The following is a 15,367-nucleotide window of genomic DNA, read 5'->3' as shown; positions in this document are numbered from 1 at the left end:
GGGCGTAAGACACCGGGCCGCACCACCAGGCCACTGCACGCCGCACCGGACCGCGGGGGGTCCGGAGCGGCTGGCAGGATGACCGTATGCCTACTCCTGTGCTCAGCTCCGTCCACGTGCATCCGGTGAAGGCCATGCGCGCGCTGGCCCCCACGGAGGCCGAGGTCCAGCCCTGGGGGCTGGCCGGGGACCGCCGCTGGGCCGTCGTCGACGCCGCGGGCAAGGTCGTGACCCAACGCCGTCACCCTCGGATGGCGTTGGCCACGGCGGAGCTGCTACCGGGCGGCGGGATCCGCCTTTCCGCACCCGGCCGTCCGCCGCTGGCGGTCGAGGTGCCGCACCCCTCATCCGCCGACCCGTCCACCGCCTCGCCCACCGTCACCGTGGAGATCTTCGACCAGCCGGTCGAAGCCGTCCCGGCCGACTCCGCGGCGGGGGGCTGGCTCTCGGCGTACCTGGAGGGCGATTTCCGGCTCGTCCACATGGACGCGCCCGAGCACCGGCGCCCGGTCGACCCGGCGTACGCCCTGCCCGGCGAGACGGTGAGCTTCGCGGACGGCTATCCGCTGCTCGTCGCCACCACGTCCTCGCTCGACGCCCTCAACTCCCTCATCGCGCAGGGCGACCACGCCCACGAGGGCCCCCTCCCGATGAACCGGTTCCGGCCCAACCTGGTGATCGAGGGGACCTCCCCCTGGGCGGAGGACGGCTGGACGCGGCTCGCCGTCGGAGAGGTCACGTTCCGGGTCGCCAGGCCCTGCGGGCGCTGTGTCGTCACCACGACGGACCAGGTCACCGCCGAGCGGGGCAAGGAGCCGCTGCGGACCCTCGCCCGGCACCGCAAGAACGACGGCCGGGTCATCTTCGGCCAGAACCTCGTCCCCGAGCACACCGGCACGGTCCGGGTCGGCGACGAGGTGAAGGTCCTCGACTGAGCGGCTCTGGGCCGATCGACGGGCGAACGGGCGGAGCTCGGGGCACACTCGTCGAAGGAGCGGTGGACGACGAGGGGGTCCCGACGTGCGCGCAGCCATCGGACTCTGGCGCTGGCGGCACAATTCCCTGCGCCGGACCACGGATCTCGCCGAGGCCTGGGTCGCCTTCGTGTCGGTCGTACTCCTCTGTGCCGTGGTGCCGCTGACCGGCTGGGCGGCCGGTTCCTCGGCCGACGACTCGCTCCAGCGCGCGGTCCGTACCCAGCAGGAACAGCGCCTGCCGACGACCGCCCAGGTGGTACGGCCCGCCGCGAGCGGCCCGGATGCCGCCGGCGACGCCGGGGAAGAGCGGCTGCGCCGCCAGGTCGTGGCCCGCTGGACGGCACCCGACGGCTCGGCCCGTACGGGCACGGTGACGACGGTCCCGCGGACGTCCGCCCCCGGCGCCACCTTCGCGCTCTGGACGGACCGGGACGGACGCCCGGTGCCGGCGCCGCTGCAGGCCGGGGCGGCCCGCGCGCACGCCTTCGTCGCCGGCCTCACGGCCGCGCTGCTCACGGGTCTTCTGGTGGAGGTCGTCCGGCGCCTCGCCGTGCGCCGCCTTGTGCTGCTGCGGTACGCGCGTCTCGACCGGGCGTGGGCGGCGACCGGCCCGGACTGGGGCCGCACCGGAACGGGCAGCTGAGCGCGTACGGGTGCTCGCCGCGACCCGTCAACCCCGCGGCCCCACGCGCGCTACGGTGGGGCATCGGTTCAGCGGCGAGGCATGAGGCGGGGGCAGGACACACCCATGGCACAGGGCACGGTCCAGGTGACGCACACCGGCACATCGCGGTGGCGGCGCCGCACGGGTGACTACCCCTCGCTGGCCGCCGCCCTGGAGGCCGCCGGGGACGGGGACGTGCTCACCGTCGCTCCCGGCACCTACCGGGAGAACCTCGTGGTGCGCAGGGCCGTCACCTTGCGCGGCCCCGAGGGCGGCATCGGATCGGTGCGGATCGCGCCGCCGGACGGGGTGCCGCTGACGCTCCGCGCCTCTGTCACCGTGCAGGACCTCCACATCGAGGGACAGGACGTCGCCGCGCCGGCGCTGCTCGTCGAGGACGGCACACCCGAACTGCTCGATCTGCGGATCATGACCCGCTCGGCCGCCGGTATCGAGGTGCGGGGCGCGGCCCGGCCGACGGTCCGCCGCTGCACGGTCGACAACCCGGCCGGGGTCGGCATCGCCGTACTCGACGGGGCGGGCGGCGTGTTCGAGGAGTGCGAGGTGGTCTCCGCGGGGCAGGCGGGCATCTCGGTGCGCGGCGGGGCGCATCCGCGGCTCGAACGCTGCCGGGTGCACCACGCCTCCGGCGCCGGGATCGCCGTGACCGGCGAGGGCAGCGCCCTGGAGGGCATCGGCTGCGAGGTGTACGAGATCAAGGGCGCCGGTCTCCAGATCGCGGCCCGCGCCACCGCCCACCTCACGGACTCCTCCGTGCACCGCACGTCGGCGGACGGCATCACCCTCGACACCGACGCGGTGCTCACGCTCTCGGACTGCGACATCCACGACGTCCCCGAGAACGCCGTCGACCTGCGTTCGCGTTCGGTCCTGACGCTGACCCGGTCGACGGTCCGCCGCTTCGGCCGCAACGGGCTCTCGGTGTGGGACCCGGGGACCCGGGTGGACGCCAACCAGTGCGAGATCCACGACAGTACGGGCGACTACCCGGCGGTGTGGGTGAGCGACGGGGCGACGGCCGTCCTCGACGCCTGCCGGGTGCACGACGTACCGGACGCGCTGTTCGTCCTCGACCGGGGTTCGCGGGTGGACGTCGTCGACAGCGACCTGACGCAGGTGCGGAACACGGCGGTCTCCGTGAGCGACGGGGCGACGGCGCAGCTCGACGACTGCCGGATCCGGGAGGCCTCGACGGGCGCCTGGTTCCGGGACCACGGCAGCGGCGGCACCCTCGCCGGCTGCACCATCGACTCCGTGCAGACCGGGGTCATCGTCACCAAGGGCGCCGACCCGACGATCGACCGGTGCACGGTCACCTCGCCCGCCGAGGCCGGCTTCTACGTGTCGGCGGAGGGGCGCGGCTCCTTCCACGGCTGCCGGGTCACCGGCAGCGGCGGTTACGGGTTCCACGTCACGGACGGCTGCCGGACGACGCTGCGCAAGTGCCGTACGGAGCGGTGCGCGCGCGGCGGGTACGAGTTCCCGGAGGAGGGGACGAGCGCCGAGGACTGCACCAGCGACGAGAGCGCGGTCCGCTCCTCCGTACCCGACGGGGGGACGGTCCTGACCGCCACCCGTTCGGCGGGGCTGCTCGGTGCGGTGCCCGCGCCCCGCCCCACGGCGGCCGTACCGCAGGGCGTACCGCAGGCCGCTCCGGAGCCCGTACCCGCGTCCCGTTCCTCGCAGGACGTGCTCGGCGAGCTGGACGCCCTGGTGGGTCTGGAGAGCGTCAAGCTGGAGGTGCGCACCCTCACCAACATGATCGAGGTGGGGCGCAGGCGTCAGGAGGCGGGGTTCAAGGCGGCTTCGGTCCGCCGCCATCTGGTGTTCACGGGCAATCCGGGCACGGGCAAGACGACGGTGGCGCGGCTTTACGGCGAGATCCTGGCCTCGCTCGGCGTCCTGGAGCGGGGGCACCTGGTGGAGGTGTCCCGGGTGGATCTGGTCGGTGAGCACATCGGGTCGACGGCGATCCGTACCCAGGAGGCCTTCGACCGGGCGCGGGGCGGAGTGCTGTTCGTCGACGAGGCGTACGCCCTGTCGCCGGAGGACTCGGGGCGTGACTTCGGCCGGGAGGCGATCGACACGCTGGTGAAGCTGATGGAGGACCACCGGGACGCGGTGGTCGTCATCGTCGCGGGCTACACGGCGGAGATGGAGCGCTTCCTCACGGTCAACCCCGGTGTGGCGTCCCGGTTCTCACGGACCATCACCTTCGGCGACTACGATCCGGACGAGCTGCTGCGGATCGTGGGGCAGCAGGCGGACGAGCACGAGTACCGGCTCGCTCCGGGCACGGACGAGGCGCTGCTCGTGTACTTCGAGAAGCTGCCCAAGGGCCCGGCCTTCGGCAACGGCCGTACGGCGCGGCAGACGTTCGAGTCGATGGTGGAGCGGCACGCGGGGCGGGTCGCCGCGCTCGCCGAGGCGAGCACGGACGACCTGACGCTGCTCTATCCGGAGGATCTGCCGGAACTCCCCTGATCGGCGGTCTCGTTGGGGTCGCGCTGCCGGGGTAGGGCGGGCAGGAGCTGGTCGAGGAGGGCGGTGCGCCGGAGGGCGAACGCCGGGTCGGCCTGGTAGTCGGAGTGACCGAGGATCGGTTCGGGCAGCGGGTGGCGGCGGGTGCGGCCGTAGGCGACCGGGTCGAGCAGGACGGCCGCGTCCACGGCGGGCCGGTCGTCCTCCGCGGGGACCCGGACGGGTCCGCCGATGGGGTCGGTGGCGCGGTACAGGTTGTTCCAGCAGTGCACCGTACGGTGCAGGGCGCGCAGGGCCTCGGGGCCGAAGTAGGCGGGGAACCAGCGTCCGTAGAGCCGCTCCAGGGGTGAGCCGTAGGTGAGGAGCGCGACCCGGCCCCGGGTGGCGGGCGGCAGCTGCCAGACGGCGGCCGCGGCGAGGACACTGCCCTGGGAGTGTCCGGAGATGACGAGCCGGCCGCCGGTGCTCCGCGTCCAGGAGTTCATCCGCCAGGTCAGGTCGGGGACCGCCCGCTCGGCGTAGCAGGGCGGGGCGAAGGGGTGGGCGGCGCGCGGCCAGAAGGTGCCGACGTCCCAGAGGATGCCGATGGTGCGGCGGGCGGAGGCGTCCCGGTAGGCGCGGCGGCCCCAGGTGACGAAGAGCAGGAAGCCGAAGCCGATCATCCAGGAGCCGAGGGCCTGGGTGGCGGAGGCGAGCGAGGCGATGGCGGGATGGGCGCCGTCGAAGGCCCGTCCCGGAACGTTTCCGCTGGCCCAGGCCCCGGCGACGGAGACGGCCCCGAGGAGCAGGGTCGCGCCGGAGACGACACCGACGAGGACGGGCGCGGAGTCGGTGAGCGCGGCGCGCGCCCGGCCGGACGCGATCTGCCCCGTACGGACCGGGTCGCGTTCGTCGGCGGAGTCGTAGTCGGCCTCGACGCCGGCGCGCAGTCGCCGGGCGGTGAGCACGGTCCGTACGGCGAGGAGGGCGGCGGGCGCGAGGAGCAGCAGGAGCAGGACGGGGATGACGGACGCCTGCCAGCTGAGCAGGACGGGCGGGCCGATCCGGGGGCCGCCGTGGGCCGCGCCGGGGCCGTCGAGCCAGTCGGCGACGCGTTGGGCCACTCCCCCGGACATGACTCCGGCGAGGGCGCAGGCGAGCATGGCGACGGCGGGCCCGCCGAGGCCGCGCAGCGCGGTCCGCGGGTGCCGGCCGGTTCGCTGGAGCAGCAGGGCGACCACGCCGAGGGCGACGACGAGGCCGCCCTGGACGAGGGTGAGGGCGCCGAAGACGGCGTCGCCGGGGAGGGCACCGGCGGACGTCCAGCCGGGGCGGTGCCAGCCGGCGTACAGGGCGGTGAGCGCGAGCAGGGCGAGCGAGACGGCGGGCAGCCAGGAGACGAAGGCGCGTTCGACGCGGAGGTCGAGGCGGCGCTCGCTGCGGCCGCGGCGGCAGACGACCCAGACGACGAGCACGGACAGGGCGACGACGGCGGCCTGGAGGAGCAGGCCGATGACGGCGCCGGCGTCGGCGCCGGGGGTCGTGCCGTCGTGCCGCGCGGTCGCCGTGACGAGCGCGGCGGAGACGGTGAGGAAGCCGGCGGCGGTGTGGGCGGCTCTGAGGCGGGCGACGAGCCTGCGCCCGTACCAGAAGCCGGGGCGGCCGAGGGCGGGGCGCTGCTCGACGGGGTCGGGGAGGGGGTCACCGGGGGTTGGGGTCTTGGCGCCTGGCGTTTCGGCGCCTGGCGTCTTGAGGGCAGTCGGCTCCGTCTTCGCGGTCGCGGTGCCGGTCGGCTGCGTCTCTGCCGCCACGGTGCCGGGCGGCTCCATGGGGGCGTCGTAGCCGGTGGGCGGGCGCTGGGCCTCGTACGCGCTCCAGGTCCGGTTCGACAGGTACCAGAGGAGGCCGACGAGCGCGGCCGGCACCAGGGCGGCGAGGGCGAGGCGGCGGCCCGGCGGGGACCACCAGCCGCCGCGGTCCGCGGAGAGGAAGCCGAGCCAGGAGTAGGTGTCGGCGCAGGCGGCGGTCCCGGCGCACTGCCAGGCCGTCAGGTCGAGCGCGACCTCGCAGGCCGCGGCGGTCAGGAGCACGGTGAGGGTGAGGGCGACGAGCCGGACGAGGACCCCGTACAGGCGGACGAGCCCCTGGCGCCCCCGGGAGGGCGGACGCATCCAGTGCGCCAGGTTGGCGACCATGAACGGCAGGAGCAGCAGCCATAAGGCGCGGGCGCCGTCGCCCGAGGTCAGATTGGACCAGACGTACGCCTCCGGTACCGGGCGGGCCGCGTACCGCTCGGGGTGGGCCTCGGCGTCGAGGTCCTCGGCGCGCCGGTGCATGGCGGCGGTCCGGTCACCGGTGATCCGTACGGTCCTGGGGTCGTCGAGCATGTCCTGGGGGGTGGCTCCGCCGACTCCGTGGACGAGGAGTTCGAGCGCCGCGCCCCCGCTCTCCGGGGCGGGTGTGGCAGGGGACACTGAGGGGACTTCCTCTCAGGGTGGGAAGATGCGACGTCGGCAACAGGATCGCGGACGGACGTGCACCTGCGCACCGTTCCTCACCGAATCCGACAGCCATCCCCTTGTCTTCTGCGGAAGGACCGGCCCCGGCGGTGACTGACAACCAGAACCTCCTCGCGGAGCAGCGGCGTGCCCTGATCCTCGACGAGGTCCGGCGGCGCGGCGGTGTCCGGGTCAACGAGCTGACCCGGCGCCTCAGCGTCTCGGACATGACGATCCGTCGCGACCTCGACGCGCTGGCCCGGCAGGGCATGCTGGAGAAGGTGCACGGCGGAGCCGTTCCGGTGGTCGAGGCGAGTACCCACGAGCCGGGCTTCGAGGCCAAGTCGGTGCTCGAACCCAGCGCCAAGGACGAGATCGCCCGGGCGGCGGCGGCCCTGGTCGCACCGGGCACGGCGATCGCGCTTTCCGGCGGGACGACGACCTTCGCCCTGGCACGGCATCTGCTCGACGTCCCGGACCTGACGGTGGTGACGAACTCGGTCCGGGTCGCGGACGTCTTCCACGAGGCGCAGCTCGCGGGCAGCGGCGGCGAGTCGCGGCGGGGAGCGGCGACGGTCGTCCTGACGGGCGGGATGCGCACGCCCTCCGACGCGCTGGTGGGGCCGGTCGCGGACCGGGCGGTCCGCTCGCTCCACTTCGACCTGCTGTTCCTGGGGGTGCACGGCATCTCGGTGGAGGCCGGTCTGTCGACGCCGAACCTGGCGGAGGCGGAGACCAACCGGTGCCTGATGCGGTCGGCGCGCCGGGTCGTGGTGGTGGCCGACCACACCAAGTGGGGCACGGTGGGCCTGAGTTCCTTCGCCACCCTCGACGAGGTGGACACCTGGGTGACGGACCGCGGTCTGCCCGAGGGCGTACGGGTCGAGGTGGCGGAGCAGCTGCCGGGGCTCGTGGTGGCGGGCGAGGAGCAGGCGTGAGCCTCTTCCGGGTCGAGCGGACGGTGCCGCTGGCGCCCGGGGAGGCGTGGCGGCGGCTGACGGACTGGCCGGCGCACGGCCGCCTGGTGCCGCTGACCCGGACGAGGGTGCTGACGCCGGGGCCGAACCGGGTCGGCACCCGGTTCACCGCCCGTACGGGCCTCGGCCGGCTGTCCTTCGACGACGCGATGGAGGTCGTGCGCTGGGAACCGCCGGAGGGCGGCCGCCCCGGCGCGTGCCGGTTGGAGAAGTACGGGCGGGTGGTGCGGGGTTGGGCGCTCGTCGAGGTGACGGGGATGGCGGGTGGCGGCAGCCGGGTGGTGTGGACGGAGGAGCTGTCCGTACGCGGGCTCCCGCGAGCGTTCGACCCGGCGCTGGCGCGGGCGGGCCGGGTCCTGTTCGGGCGGGCGGTGGACGGGCTGCTGGGGAGGGGGTGAGGCAGCGGCGCTTTGGCCAGTGCTCGCCATGGATGGCCTCAAGTGCCGCTGCCCCCTGTGTTGTTGACAGCCCCTCAGCTAGGGTGCTCTTTCGCTTCCGTCCTGGGGAGGTTCGGTCCATGGCACGCCGACTGAGGCCGGTGGAGCTCGACTTCACCGCGTCCGCGCCCGTCCGCCTGGTCTTCACCGCGACGCTGGCCGCACCGCCCCCGGCCGTCTACCGGTCGCTCGCCGTGGAGGTGGGGAGCCTGCCCGCCTGGTTCACGGCGGTCGTCTCCGCCGTCCCGACCGGCGACGGGGCCGGCCGGACCGTCCGGTTGCGGGGCGGGATCGCCTTCGAGGAGACGGTCCTGGCGTCCGAGCCCGATGTCCGGTACGCCTACCGGGTGGACACCACCAACGCCCCGGGCGTCACGGCGCTCGCGGAGGAGTGGGCCCTCTCCCCCACGGGCAGGGGCACCCGTCTGCGGTGGACCATGGCGGCCGACGGCGCCGCCCCGTTCCGGATGGGGCTGCGTCTCGCGGGGCCCGGCGTGGGGCTGTCGTTCCGGGACGCGGCGCGCCGGCTCGACCGGCGGCTCACTCCGGCCAGACCCCGGACGCCAGGAACCGTTCGATAACGGCGCTGTACGGGGCGATGTCCAGGCCCTGGGCGGCGAGCCAGTCGTCGGAGTAGTACTTGTCGAGGTAGCGCTCGCCGGGGTCGCAGATGAGGGTGACGACGCTGCCGGTCCGCTCGTGGGCGACCATCTCGGCGATGATCTTGAACGCGCTCCACAGGCCGGTGCCGGTCGAGCCGCCCGCCTTGCGGCCGATGGCGGTCTCCAGGGCGCGGACGGCGGCGACGCTCGCCGCGTCGGGCACCTTCATCATGCGGTCGACTGCGCCGGGCACGAAGCTGGGCTCCATCCGGGGGCGGCCGATGCCCTCGATGCGGGAGCCGCAGTCCGCGGTGGCGTCCGGGTCGTGGTGCGTCCAGCCGTCGAAGAAACAGGAGTTCTCGGGGTCGGCGACACAGATGCGGGTGTCGTGCTGCATGTAATGGACGTAGCGCGCGATGGTCGCCGACGTGCCGCCGGTGCCCGCGGTGGCCACGATCCAGGCCGGCTCCGGATACCGCTCCAGCTTCAGCTGCTGGTACATCGACTCGGCGATGTTGTTGTTGCCGCGCCAGTCGGTGGCCCGCTCCGCGTAGGTGAACTGGTCCATGTAGTGGCCGCCGGTGCGCTCGGCGAGGGCTGCGGCCTCCTCGTACATCGTGCGCGAGTCGTCGACGAAGTGGCACTGCCCGCCGTGGAACTCGATGAGCCGGCACTTCTCGGGGCTGGTGGTGCGGGGCATGACGGCGATGAAGGGCACACCGATGAGCTTCGCGAAGTACGCCTCGGAGACGGCGGTCGAGCCGCTCGACGCCTCGATGACGGGCTTCCCCGGCCGCACCCAGCCGTTGCAGAGGCCGTACAGGAAGAGGGAGCGGGCGAGGCGGTGCTTGAGGCTGCCGGTGGGGTGGGTGGACTCGTCCTTGAGGTAGAGGTCGATGCCCCACTCCTCCGGGAGCGGGAAACGCAGCAGATGGGTGTCGGCGGAGCGGTTGGCGTCGGCCTGGACCTTGCGGACGGCCTCCTTGAGCCAGGACCGGTACGCCGGGTCGCTGCGGTCGACGTCGACGGTCACCGTCGCGGCGCCGACCGTCGCGGCGGCCGCGCGGTTCCCCACGTTGTTCTCCGTGGTGCTCATCCGTGCCTCTCCTCGGTCGCTTCCGCTGGGTGCCCCGCTCTCGACAATACCCCTCCCACCTGGGCAAACGTTTCCTTTGACTGTCCATAGGGATGACTTGCGGGAGGGCCTCTGGTGTGGGCCCCCGCGGCCCGGCACACTGGGTACGACACCGGGTGAAAGGGGCGGATCGGTATGTCGGAACCCGAGTTCAGTGCGAGGGGCGTACGGATCGACCGCTGGCCGCGTTCGCTGACGCGCGCCGGAGAGGTACGGATCGAGGACGGGCGGCTCGCCCTCCTCACGAGTTACGGCAGCGAGATCGACAGCGCGCCCGTCAGCAAGGTCCGGGCGGGGCGCCCCTGGTTCGCGCGGGCCGACGAGGCGGTGGCGACGGTGAACGGCACCCGCTACCGGCTGACGCTGCACGGCGACGACCACGGGGGCGGCGGCGGCGAGGCCGCGGAGGAGTCGGGGCGGTTCCTCGCGGCGCTGAGGCGGGCCGCGGGGCGGCGCTGAGCCGGCCGGCGGATACCGGGCCGGCGGGGCGGCGGATACGGGCGGGCGGGGCGGTACTGGACCGTCCTCGGCTCGCCGTGAGTTGCGGGACGGTCACCACTGGTTCACGCTGGAATCACCTCACAGAGGGTTCACCGATGGTGACAGTACGTTCCGGTCGCCACCCCGCCTGAGCCCCTGTGTCGCAGGAGAGATCCGAATCTTCGTCTTCTTCCGGACAACTTCGGGGAGTCGCAGCCGTGATCAGCGAGCCGAGCAGGTATTACGCGGTGGAGCTTCAAGCCCTGCCGTCGCGGATCGGACAGGTCCGCAGAATTGTCTCCGCGCATCTGCGTCACTGGCACCTCGACGCTCTGGTCGATCAGGCCGTGCTCGGAGTCACCGAACTACTGACGAACGTCCACCGGCACGCGCGGCCGGACAAACGGTGCACCGTCGAGATCGAGCTGCTGCTCGACCGGCTGACGGTCTCCGTCCGGGACCACGACCCCCGCATACCGGAGGCCGGCTGCCCGGACCCGCTCGACGCCTTCGACGAGCTGGCGACCTCCGGCCGCGGCCTCGCCATCGTCCGTGCGGTCAGCGAGAGTTGGGGCGTCCGCCCCTGCGGCGCGGACGGGAAGGTGGTGTGGTTCACCCTCTCCGCGCCCCCGCGCCCCGTCCCCGTCATGGCACGTGCGCACGACGTGTACGGCTCCGCGACCGAGGGCCCCTTCGTCGGGTACGGACGGCTCGAAGGCGTCCCGCTCAGCACCCCGGCCGACCCGGGCCCCGCCCTCGAACCGGCCCTCGCGCCCGAGCCGCTCCTCACGCCCGAACCGGCCCTGGCGGGCCGCGCGGGCTGAGACCACGGACGCTCTTCTCCTCTGTACCTACTGGTATGTACAGTGGCGTCATGAGCATGAGCACCCCCGAGCGGCTGATCGAGGCGACCCGCGAGTTGCTGTGGGAGCGGGGGTACGTCGGCACCAGCCCCAAGGCCGTGCAACAGGCGGCGGGCGTGGGCCAGGGCAGCATGTACCACCACTTCGCGGGCAAGCCCGACCTGGCGCTCGCGGCGATCCGGCGCTCGGCCGAGGAACTCGCGGCGGCGGCCGAGGCGGTGCTGGGCGGCGAGGGCTCGGCGTACGCCCGGATCGAGGCGTACCTGCTGCGGGAGCGGGACGTCCTGCGCGGCTGCCCCGTGGGGCGGCTGACGATGGACCCGGAAGTCATCGCGCACCCCGAGCTGCGCGCGCCGGTCGAGGACGTACTCGGCCTGGTACGCGGCAGACTCGCCCAGGTCGTCCAGGAGGGCCTGGACAGCGGCGAGTTGCGCGGAGACCTCGATCCGGAGGAGATCGCCGCGACGGTGGTGGCGACCGTACAGGGCGGGTACGTGCTGGCCCGCGCCACGGGTTCGCGGGCGTCCTTCGACCATGCGGTACGCGGGCTGCTCGCGCTGCTCGCGCCGCGCGGCGCCTCCGCGGGCTGAGCCTGTCGCCCCCCGTTGCCCCGTGCCCCTGCCGGTGCCGTAACCCGTACCCCGTACCCGAAGAGACGGATGCCCTTTCGTGCACGCCATGCAGTACGAGATCACCCTGCCCGCCGATTACGACATGGGCATCATCCGCGAACGGGTGGCGACCAGGGGCCATCTGCTCGACGACTTCCCCGGGCTCGGCCTCAAGGCGTACCTGGTCCGGGAGCGGGAGGACGGCGCGCCGGTGAACCAGTACGCGCCGTTCTACCTGTGGAGCACCCCGGAAGGCATGAACTCCTTCCTCTGGGGGCCGGGTTTCCAAGGCATCGTGCGCGACTTCGGCCGGCCCGTGGTGCAGCACTGGACGGGCCTGGCGTACGCGGAGGGGCCCGCGGCCACGTCGGCGCCGCGTTCCGCGACGCGGCGCAGGACACCGATCGGGGAGGCCGTCCCTCCGGGCGAGGCCGTGACGGACGCCGTGGCCCGGCACGCGCGCGAGGCGCGGCGGCACGGGGTGGTGGCCTCCGCCCTCGCGGTGGACCCGCGCCACTGGGAGCTGCTCGCCTTCACCCTGTGGGCGGACCAGGAAGCGCCCACCGACGAGGGTGAGCGCTTCCAGGTCCTGCATCTCTCGGCGCCGGAGCGCCAGGGGCTGGGTGCCGGGCGGCGGCAGTGGTGAGCCGGTCGGCCGTCAGCCCCTCGTGGGCCCGTGTCAGGCCACGGCGACGAGCGTGAGGTAGGCCATGTTGAGGACGCGCCGGTAGCCGTTCACCCAGGTCGAGCGCTGCCGGTCGACGCGCTCGCGGGTCTCCTCGGCGAGCGGGTGGTCGGGGTGGGCGGCGAGCCAGACCTCGGTGTCGTACCGGTAACCCGACTCGAACTCCTCCCACTCGTCCGCGCTGCCCGTCTCGATCCACGCGGGCCGGAACCCCGCCTCGATGGCGAGGTCCACGAGGGCGCCGAGGGAGAGGTGGTCGTCGGCGGTGGCGCCGGGCCACATGCCGGCCAGCTCCTCCTCGGTGGGCGTGCGCTCCCAGAAGCCCTCCCCCAGGACGACCCTTCCTCCCGGCCGGACCAGCCGGCGCAGCTCCCGCAGGGCGGCGGCGGGATCGTGCGGCTGCTCGGGGTCGCAGAGCGCCTGGCTCGAACCGAGACAGAGGATCGCGTCGACGGGACCGCGATCGGTGCCGAGGGCCGACTCCTCGACGAACTCGACGCGGTCGGCGAGCCCCCGGGTCTCGGCGAGGGCCCGGCCACGGGCCAGGTCCTCCGCGTTGATGTCGATGCCGGCGCCCTTCGCCGCCGGGGCGGCCTCCAGGACACGGAGGAGCAACTCGCCCCAGCCGCAACCGATGTCGAGCACATCGGCGGGCTCGGTGGCGGCGAGCCGCTCGATCATTCGGGTGGCGCGGGCCTCGGAGAGCGGGCCGTGGAAGGTGAGGCTGCCGAGACGCGGGGGCAGATCGGATTCAGTAGTGATCATGAGGCGGAAGAGTACGTCGTCCGGCGGCCGCCGCCCACCCGTTTCCGCTGGCAGGCCGGTTTTCGGGGCGTTCGGGGCTTTCGCGGCCGGGTGGTTGCGGGGCCGGGGGTTGCGTGACCGGGGCATGCGGGGCTGGGGCTTGCGCGTCCGCCGCTTGCGGGGTCGGGGTTCTCGCGGAGGGGCGGTCCGGGCCGGGACGCCCTAGCCTTGCAGTCGTGTACGCGACGCGTGTGTCCCGCCATGTCGACGCCCCGCCCTCGGCCGTCTACCGGGCCCTGCTCGACCCTGGAGCCGTCGGGCGCTGGCGGGTTCCGTACGGCATGACCTGCGAGGTGCACGACTTCGACGCGCGCGAAGGAGGCACCTTCCGGATCTCGCTGCACTACGAGACCGCGGACGGCACCGGCAAGTCCGGCGAGCGCACGGACACGTACCGCGGGCGCTTCGTGGAGCTGCTCGCGGACGAACGCGTGGTCGAGGTCGTCGAGTTCGAGGCCCCCGACCCGAGGATGCGCGGCGCCATGACCCTCACGACCACCCTGATCGCGATCGGCGGAGGCACGGACGTGCTCGTCGTCCACGAGGGGGTTCCCGACGCCGTGCCCGCCGCCGACAACGAGGCGGGCACGCGCATGGCCCTCGACCGGCTCGCCGCGCTGGTCGAGAACCACCCCGAGGGCTGGTCCCCGGTCCCGTAGGAGCGGGCCCCCGCTCAGGCGGGCTCGCGGCCCAGGGCGGCCAGCGGGTCGTCGAGTACCGGCTGCCAGGCGAGTTCGGCCGCGCCCACGAGGCTGTTGTGGTCCAGGGTGCAGGGGAGGATCGGCACGCCACCGCTGCGGCCCCACAGGCTGCGGTCGGCGACGACCGCGCGGAGACGCTCGGGGTCGGCGTCGAGGAGTTCGCGGTGCAGCCCGCCGAGGATGATCCGGTCGGGGTTGAGGATGTTCACCAGACCCGCGAGGCCGAGCCCCAGACGGTCGATCAGCTCCCCCACCGCGACCCGGACGCCCGGGTCGTCGGGGCTGGTGCGCAGCAGGTCGCGGCACTGCTGGAGCAGGGACACCTCGGGGCCGGGGGCGCGGCCCGCGACCGTGAGGAACGCGAGCGGGTCGGTCTCCACGTCCAGGCAGCCGCGGCTGCCGCAGTGGCAGGGGCGGCCCTCGGGGTTCACCGTGAGGTGGCCGACCTCCAGGGCGAGGCCCGCGCTGCCCGTGTGGAGGCGTCCGTCGAGGACGAGCGCGCCGCCGACGCCCCGGTGGCCCGTGGCCACGCAGAGCAGGTCCCGGGCTCCGCGCCCCGCGCCGTGGCGGTGCTCGGCGAGGGCGGCCAGGTTCACGTCGTTGCCGGTGAAGGCGGGGCCTTCGATGCCTGCGGCCCGTACCCGTTCGGCGAAGATCTCCCGGACCGGCGCCCCCGCCGGCCAGGCCAGGTGAAGCGGGTTCAGCGCGGTGCCCTCGGGCTCGGCCACGGCCGAGGGGGCGGCGAGCCCGGCGCCCACGCACCGGCGGCCGCTCTCCCGGAGCAGGTCGGCTCCCGCGTCGACGACGGCGCCGAGGACCTGCGCGGGGTCGGCCGAGACGGTGACGCAGCCGGGTGCGGTGGCGACGATGGTGCCCCCCAGACCGACGAGGGCGGCGCGGAAGCCGTCCGCGTGGACCTGGGCGGCGAGCGCGACGGGGCCCTTCTCGTCGACCGCGAGGCGGTGCGAGGGGCGGCCCTGGGAGCCGGCGGCGGCGCCGGGGTTCGAGTCGACGCGGATGAGGCCCAGGGCCTCCAGCTCGGCGGCGACCGCGCCGGCGGTGGCCCGGGTGACGCCCAGTTCGGCGGTGAGGACGGCCCGGGTCGGCGCCCTGCCGGTGTGCACCAGCTCAAGCGCGGGGCCGAGCGCGTTGCGCCCCCTGTCCAGCCGTGTCCGGGTCGTCGTCGCCTTGCCGTTCATGGGGGCGAGTCTCCCATGATCGGGCGGGTGGGTCGGTCCCGGGCGGGTGCGGCGGTCGCGGGCGGGTGGGTGGGCCGTCTTCTGCCGGTGGGTGGGTTCGCCTCTGCCGGTGGGTGGGTTCGCCTCTGCCGGTGGGTGGGTTCGCCTCTGACGGTGGGCGGGTTCGCCTCTGCCGTGAGTGGGGCCGTGGGGGGCGCTCCGGGGTCGTGCTCGGGACTGCATGATTTACGGCGCGTTCTGGGCCTTGAGAGTT

The 15,367-nt window shown here is 74.1% G+C and carries 15 protein-coding genes; 11 read left to right on the top strand and 4 right to left on the bottom strand.

Annotated features, from left to right (window positions below; all coding sequences use genetic code 11):
• Positions 1-86 precede the first annotated feature (86 nt).
• The 3 genes from ABT034_RS07530 to ABT034_RS07520 all read left to right on the top strand — a co-directional run bounded on the left by ABT034_RS07530 (position 87) and on the right by ABT034_RS07520 (position 4,146).
• Positions 87-935 (top strand): MOSC domain-containing protein, encoded by an 849-nt coding sequence (locus tag ABT034_RS07530; protein ID WP_351212291.1) that lies wholly within the window; start codon positions 87-89, stop codon positions 933-935.
• Positions 936-1,020: 85 nt separating this feature from the next.
• The gene (locus ABT034_RS07525) at positions 1,021-1,620 is read left to right on the top strand and encodes an Rv1733c family protein (protein ID WP_351212289.1); all 600 of its coding nucleotides are present in this window, start codon (positions 1,021-1,023) and stop codon (positions 1,618-1,620) included.
• A 105-nt stretch (positions 1,621-1,725) separates the two neighbouring features.
• The gene (locus ABT034_RS07520) at positions 1,726-4,146 is read left to right on the top strand and encodes a right-handed parallel beta-helix repeat-containing protein (RefSeq protein ID WP_351212287.1); all 2,421 of its coding nucleotides are present in this window, start codon (positions 1,726-1,728) and stop codon (positions 4,144-4,146) included.
• Here ABT034_RS07520 and ABT034_RS07515 read toward each other — a convergent pair.
• A complete protein-coding gene (locus tag ABT034_RS07515; RefSeq protein WP_351212285.1) occupies positions 4,116-6,596 on the bottom strand; it encodes a hypothetical protein in 2,481 nt (826 codons plus the stop codon). The genes ABT034_RS07520 and ABT034_RS07515 overlap by 31 nt on opposite strands.
• Positions 6,597-6,730: 134 nt before the next feature.
• Here ABT034_RS07515 and ABT034_RS07510 point away from each other — a divergent pair, with 134 nt between their 5' ends.
• From ABT034_RS07510 to ABT034_RS07500, 3 genes are all read left to right on the top strand, one after another.
• Positions 6,731-7,558: a DeoR/GlpR family DNA-binding transcription regulator gene (locus tag ABT034_RS07510; RefSeq protein ID WP_351212283.1), complete on the top strand. Its 828-nt coding sequence runs from the start codon at positions 6,731-6,733 to the stop codon at positions 7,556-7,558.
• A complete protein-coding gene (locus ABT034_RS07505) occupies positions 7,555-7,995 on the top strand; it encodes an SRPBCC family protein (protein WP_351212281.1) in 441 nt (146 codons plus the stop codon). The genes ABT034_RS07510 and ABT034_RS07505 overlap by 4 nt, the downstream gene beginning before the upstream one ends.
• A 119-nt stretch (positions 7,996-8,114) precedes the next feature.
• Entirely contained in the window at positions 8,115-8,615 is a 501-nt protein-coding gene (locus ABT034_RS07500) for an SRPBCC family protein (protein WP_351212279.1), read from the top strand.
• Here ABT034_RS07500 and cds1 read toward each other — a convergent pair.
• Entirely contained in the window at positions 8,575-9,732 is a 1,158-nt protein-coding gene (gene cds1, locus ABT034_RS07495; protein WP_351212277.1) for an L-cysteine desulfhydrase Cds1, read from the bottom strand. The two genes, ABT034_RS07500 and cds1, sit on opposite strands and share 41 nt — an antisense overlap.
• Positions 9,733-9,906: 174 nt before the next feature.
• Here cds1 and ABT034_RS07490 point away from each other — a divergent pair, with 174 nt between their 5' ends.
• From ABT034_RS07490 to ABT034_RS07475, 4 genes are all read left to right on the top strand, one after another.
• Entirely contained in the window at positions 9,907-10,230 is a 324-nt protein-coding gene (locus ABT034_RS07490) for a hypothetical protein (RefSeq protein WP_351212275.1), read from the top strand.
• A gap of 239 nt (positions 10,231-10,469) precedes the next feature.
• Positions 10,470-11,075, top strand: coding sequence for an ATP-binding protein (locus tag ABT034_RS07485; protein WP_351212273.1), 606 nt, complete (start codon positions 10,470-10,472; stop codon positions 11,073-11,075).
• A 35-nt stretch (positions 11,076-11,110) separates the two neighbouring features.
• Positions 11,111-11,704, top strand: coding sequence for a TetR/AcrR family transcriptional regulator (locus ABT034_RS07480; protein ID WP_502972826.1), 594 nt, complete (start codon positions 11,111-11,113; stop codon positions 11,702-11,704).
• A 79-nt stretch (positions 11,705-11,783) separates the two neighbouring features.
• Positions 11,784-12,371, top strand: coding sequence for a DUF4865 family protein (locus ABT034_RS07475; protein ID WP_351212271.1), 588 nt, complete (start codon positions 11,784-11,786; stop codon positions 12,369-12,371).
• Positions 12,372-12,404: 33 nt separating this feature from the next.
• Here ABT034_RS07475 and ABT034_RS07470 read toward each other — a convergent pair whose 3' ends face one another.
• Positions 12,405-13,175, bottom strand: a complete 771-nt coding sequence (locus tag ABT034_RS07470; protein ID WP_351212269.1) for an SAM-dependent methyltransferase — start codon at positions 13,173-13,175, stop codon at positions 12,405-12,407.
• 215 nt (positions 13,176-13,390) lie between these two features.
• Here ABT034_RS07470 and ABT034_RS07465 point away from each other — a divergent pair, with 215 nt between their 5' ends.
• Complete coding sequence (locus ABT034_RS07465; protein ID WP_351212267.1) at positions 13,391-13,873, top strand: SRPBCC domain-containing protein; 483 nt, start codon at positions 13,391-13,393, stop codon at positions 13,871-13,873.
• A 14-nt stretch (positions 13,874-13,887) separates the two neighbouring features.
• Here ABT034_RS07465 and ABT034_RS07460 read toward each other — a convergent pair whose 3' ends face one another.
• Positions 13,888-15,114, bottom strand: coding sequence for an ROK family protein (locus ABT034_RS07460; protein ID WP_351212265.1), 1,227 nt, complete (start codon positions 15,112-15,114; stop codon positions 13,888-13,890).
• Between the last annotated feature and the right edge of the window lie 253 nt (positions 15,115-15,367).

Origin of the sequence: Streptomyces sp. NPDC002773, assembly GCF_040295605.1 — a bacterium.
GTDB lineage: Bacteria > Actinomycetota > Actinomycetes > Streptomycetales > Streptomycetaceae > Streptomyces.
The sequence above is the reverse complement of the archived record's forward strand: the minus strand, read 5'-3'. Positions and strand labels throughout refer to the sequence as shown.

Excerpts from the sequence above, each read along its gene's own strand:
- ABT034_RS07530 (WP_351212291.1), top strand. The coding sequence starts at position 87 with ATGCCTACTCCTGTGCTCAGCTCCGTCCACGTGCATCCGGTGAAGGCC.
- ABT034_RS07520 (WP_351212287.1), top strand. The coding sequence starts at position 1,726 with ATGGCACAGGGCACGGTCCAGGTGACGCACACCGGCACATCGCGGTGG.
- ABT034_RS07500 (WP_351212279.1), top strand. The coding sequence starts at position 8,115 with ATGGCACGCCGACTGAGGCCGGTGGAGCTCGACTTCACCGCGTCCGCG.
- cds1 (WP_351212277.1), bottom strand. The coding sequence starts at position 9,732 with ATGAGCACCACGGAGAACAACGTGGGGAACCGCGCGGCCGCCGCGACG.
- ABT034_RS07490 (WP_351212275.1), top strand. The coding sequence starts at position 9,907 with ATGTCGGAACCCGAGTTCAGTGCGAGGGGCGTACGGATCGACCGCTGG.
- ABT034_RS07480 (WP_502972826.1), top strand. The coding sequence starts at position 11,111 with ATGTACAGTGGCGTCATGAGCATGAGCACCCCCGAGCGGCTGATCGAG.
- ABT034_RS07470 (WP_351212269.1), bottom strand. The coding sequence starts at position 13,175 with ATGATCACTACTGAATCCGATCTGCCCCCGCGTCTCGGCAGCCTCACC.
- ABT034_RS07460 (WP_351212265.1), bottom strand. The coding sequence starts at position 15,114 with ATGAACGGCAAGGCGACGACGACCCGGACACGGCTGGACAGGGGGCGC.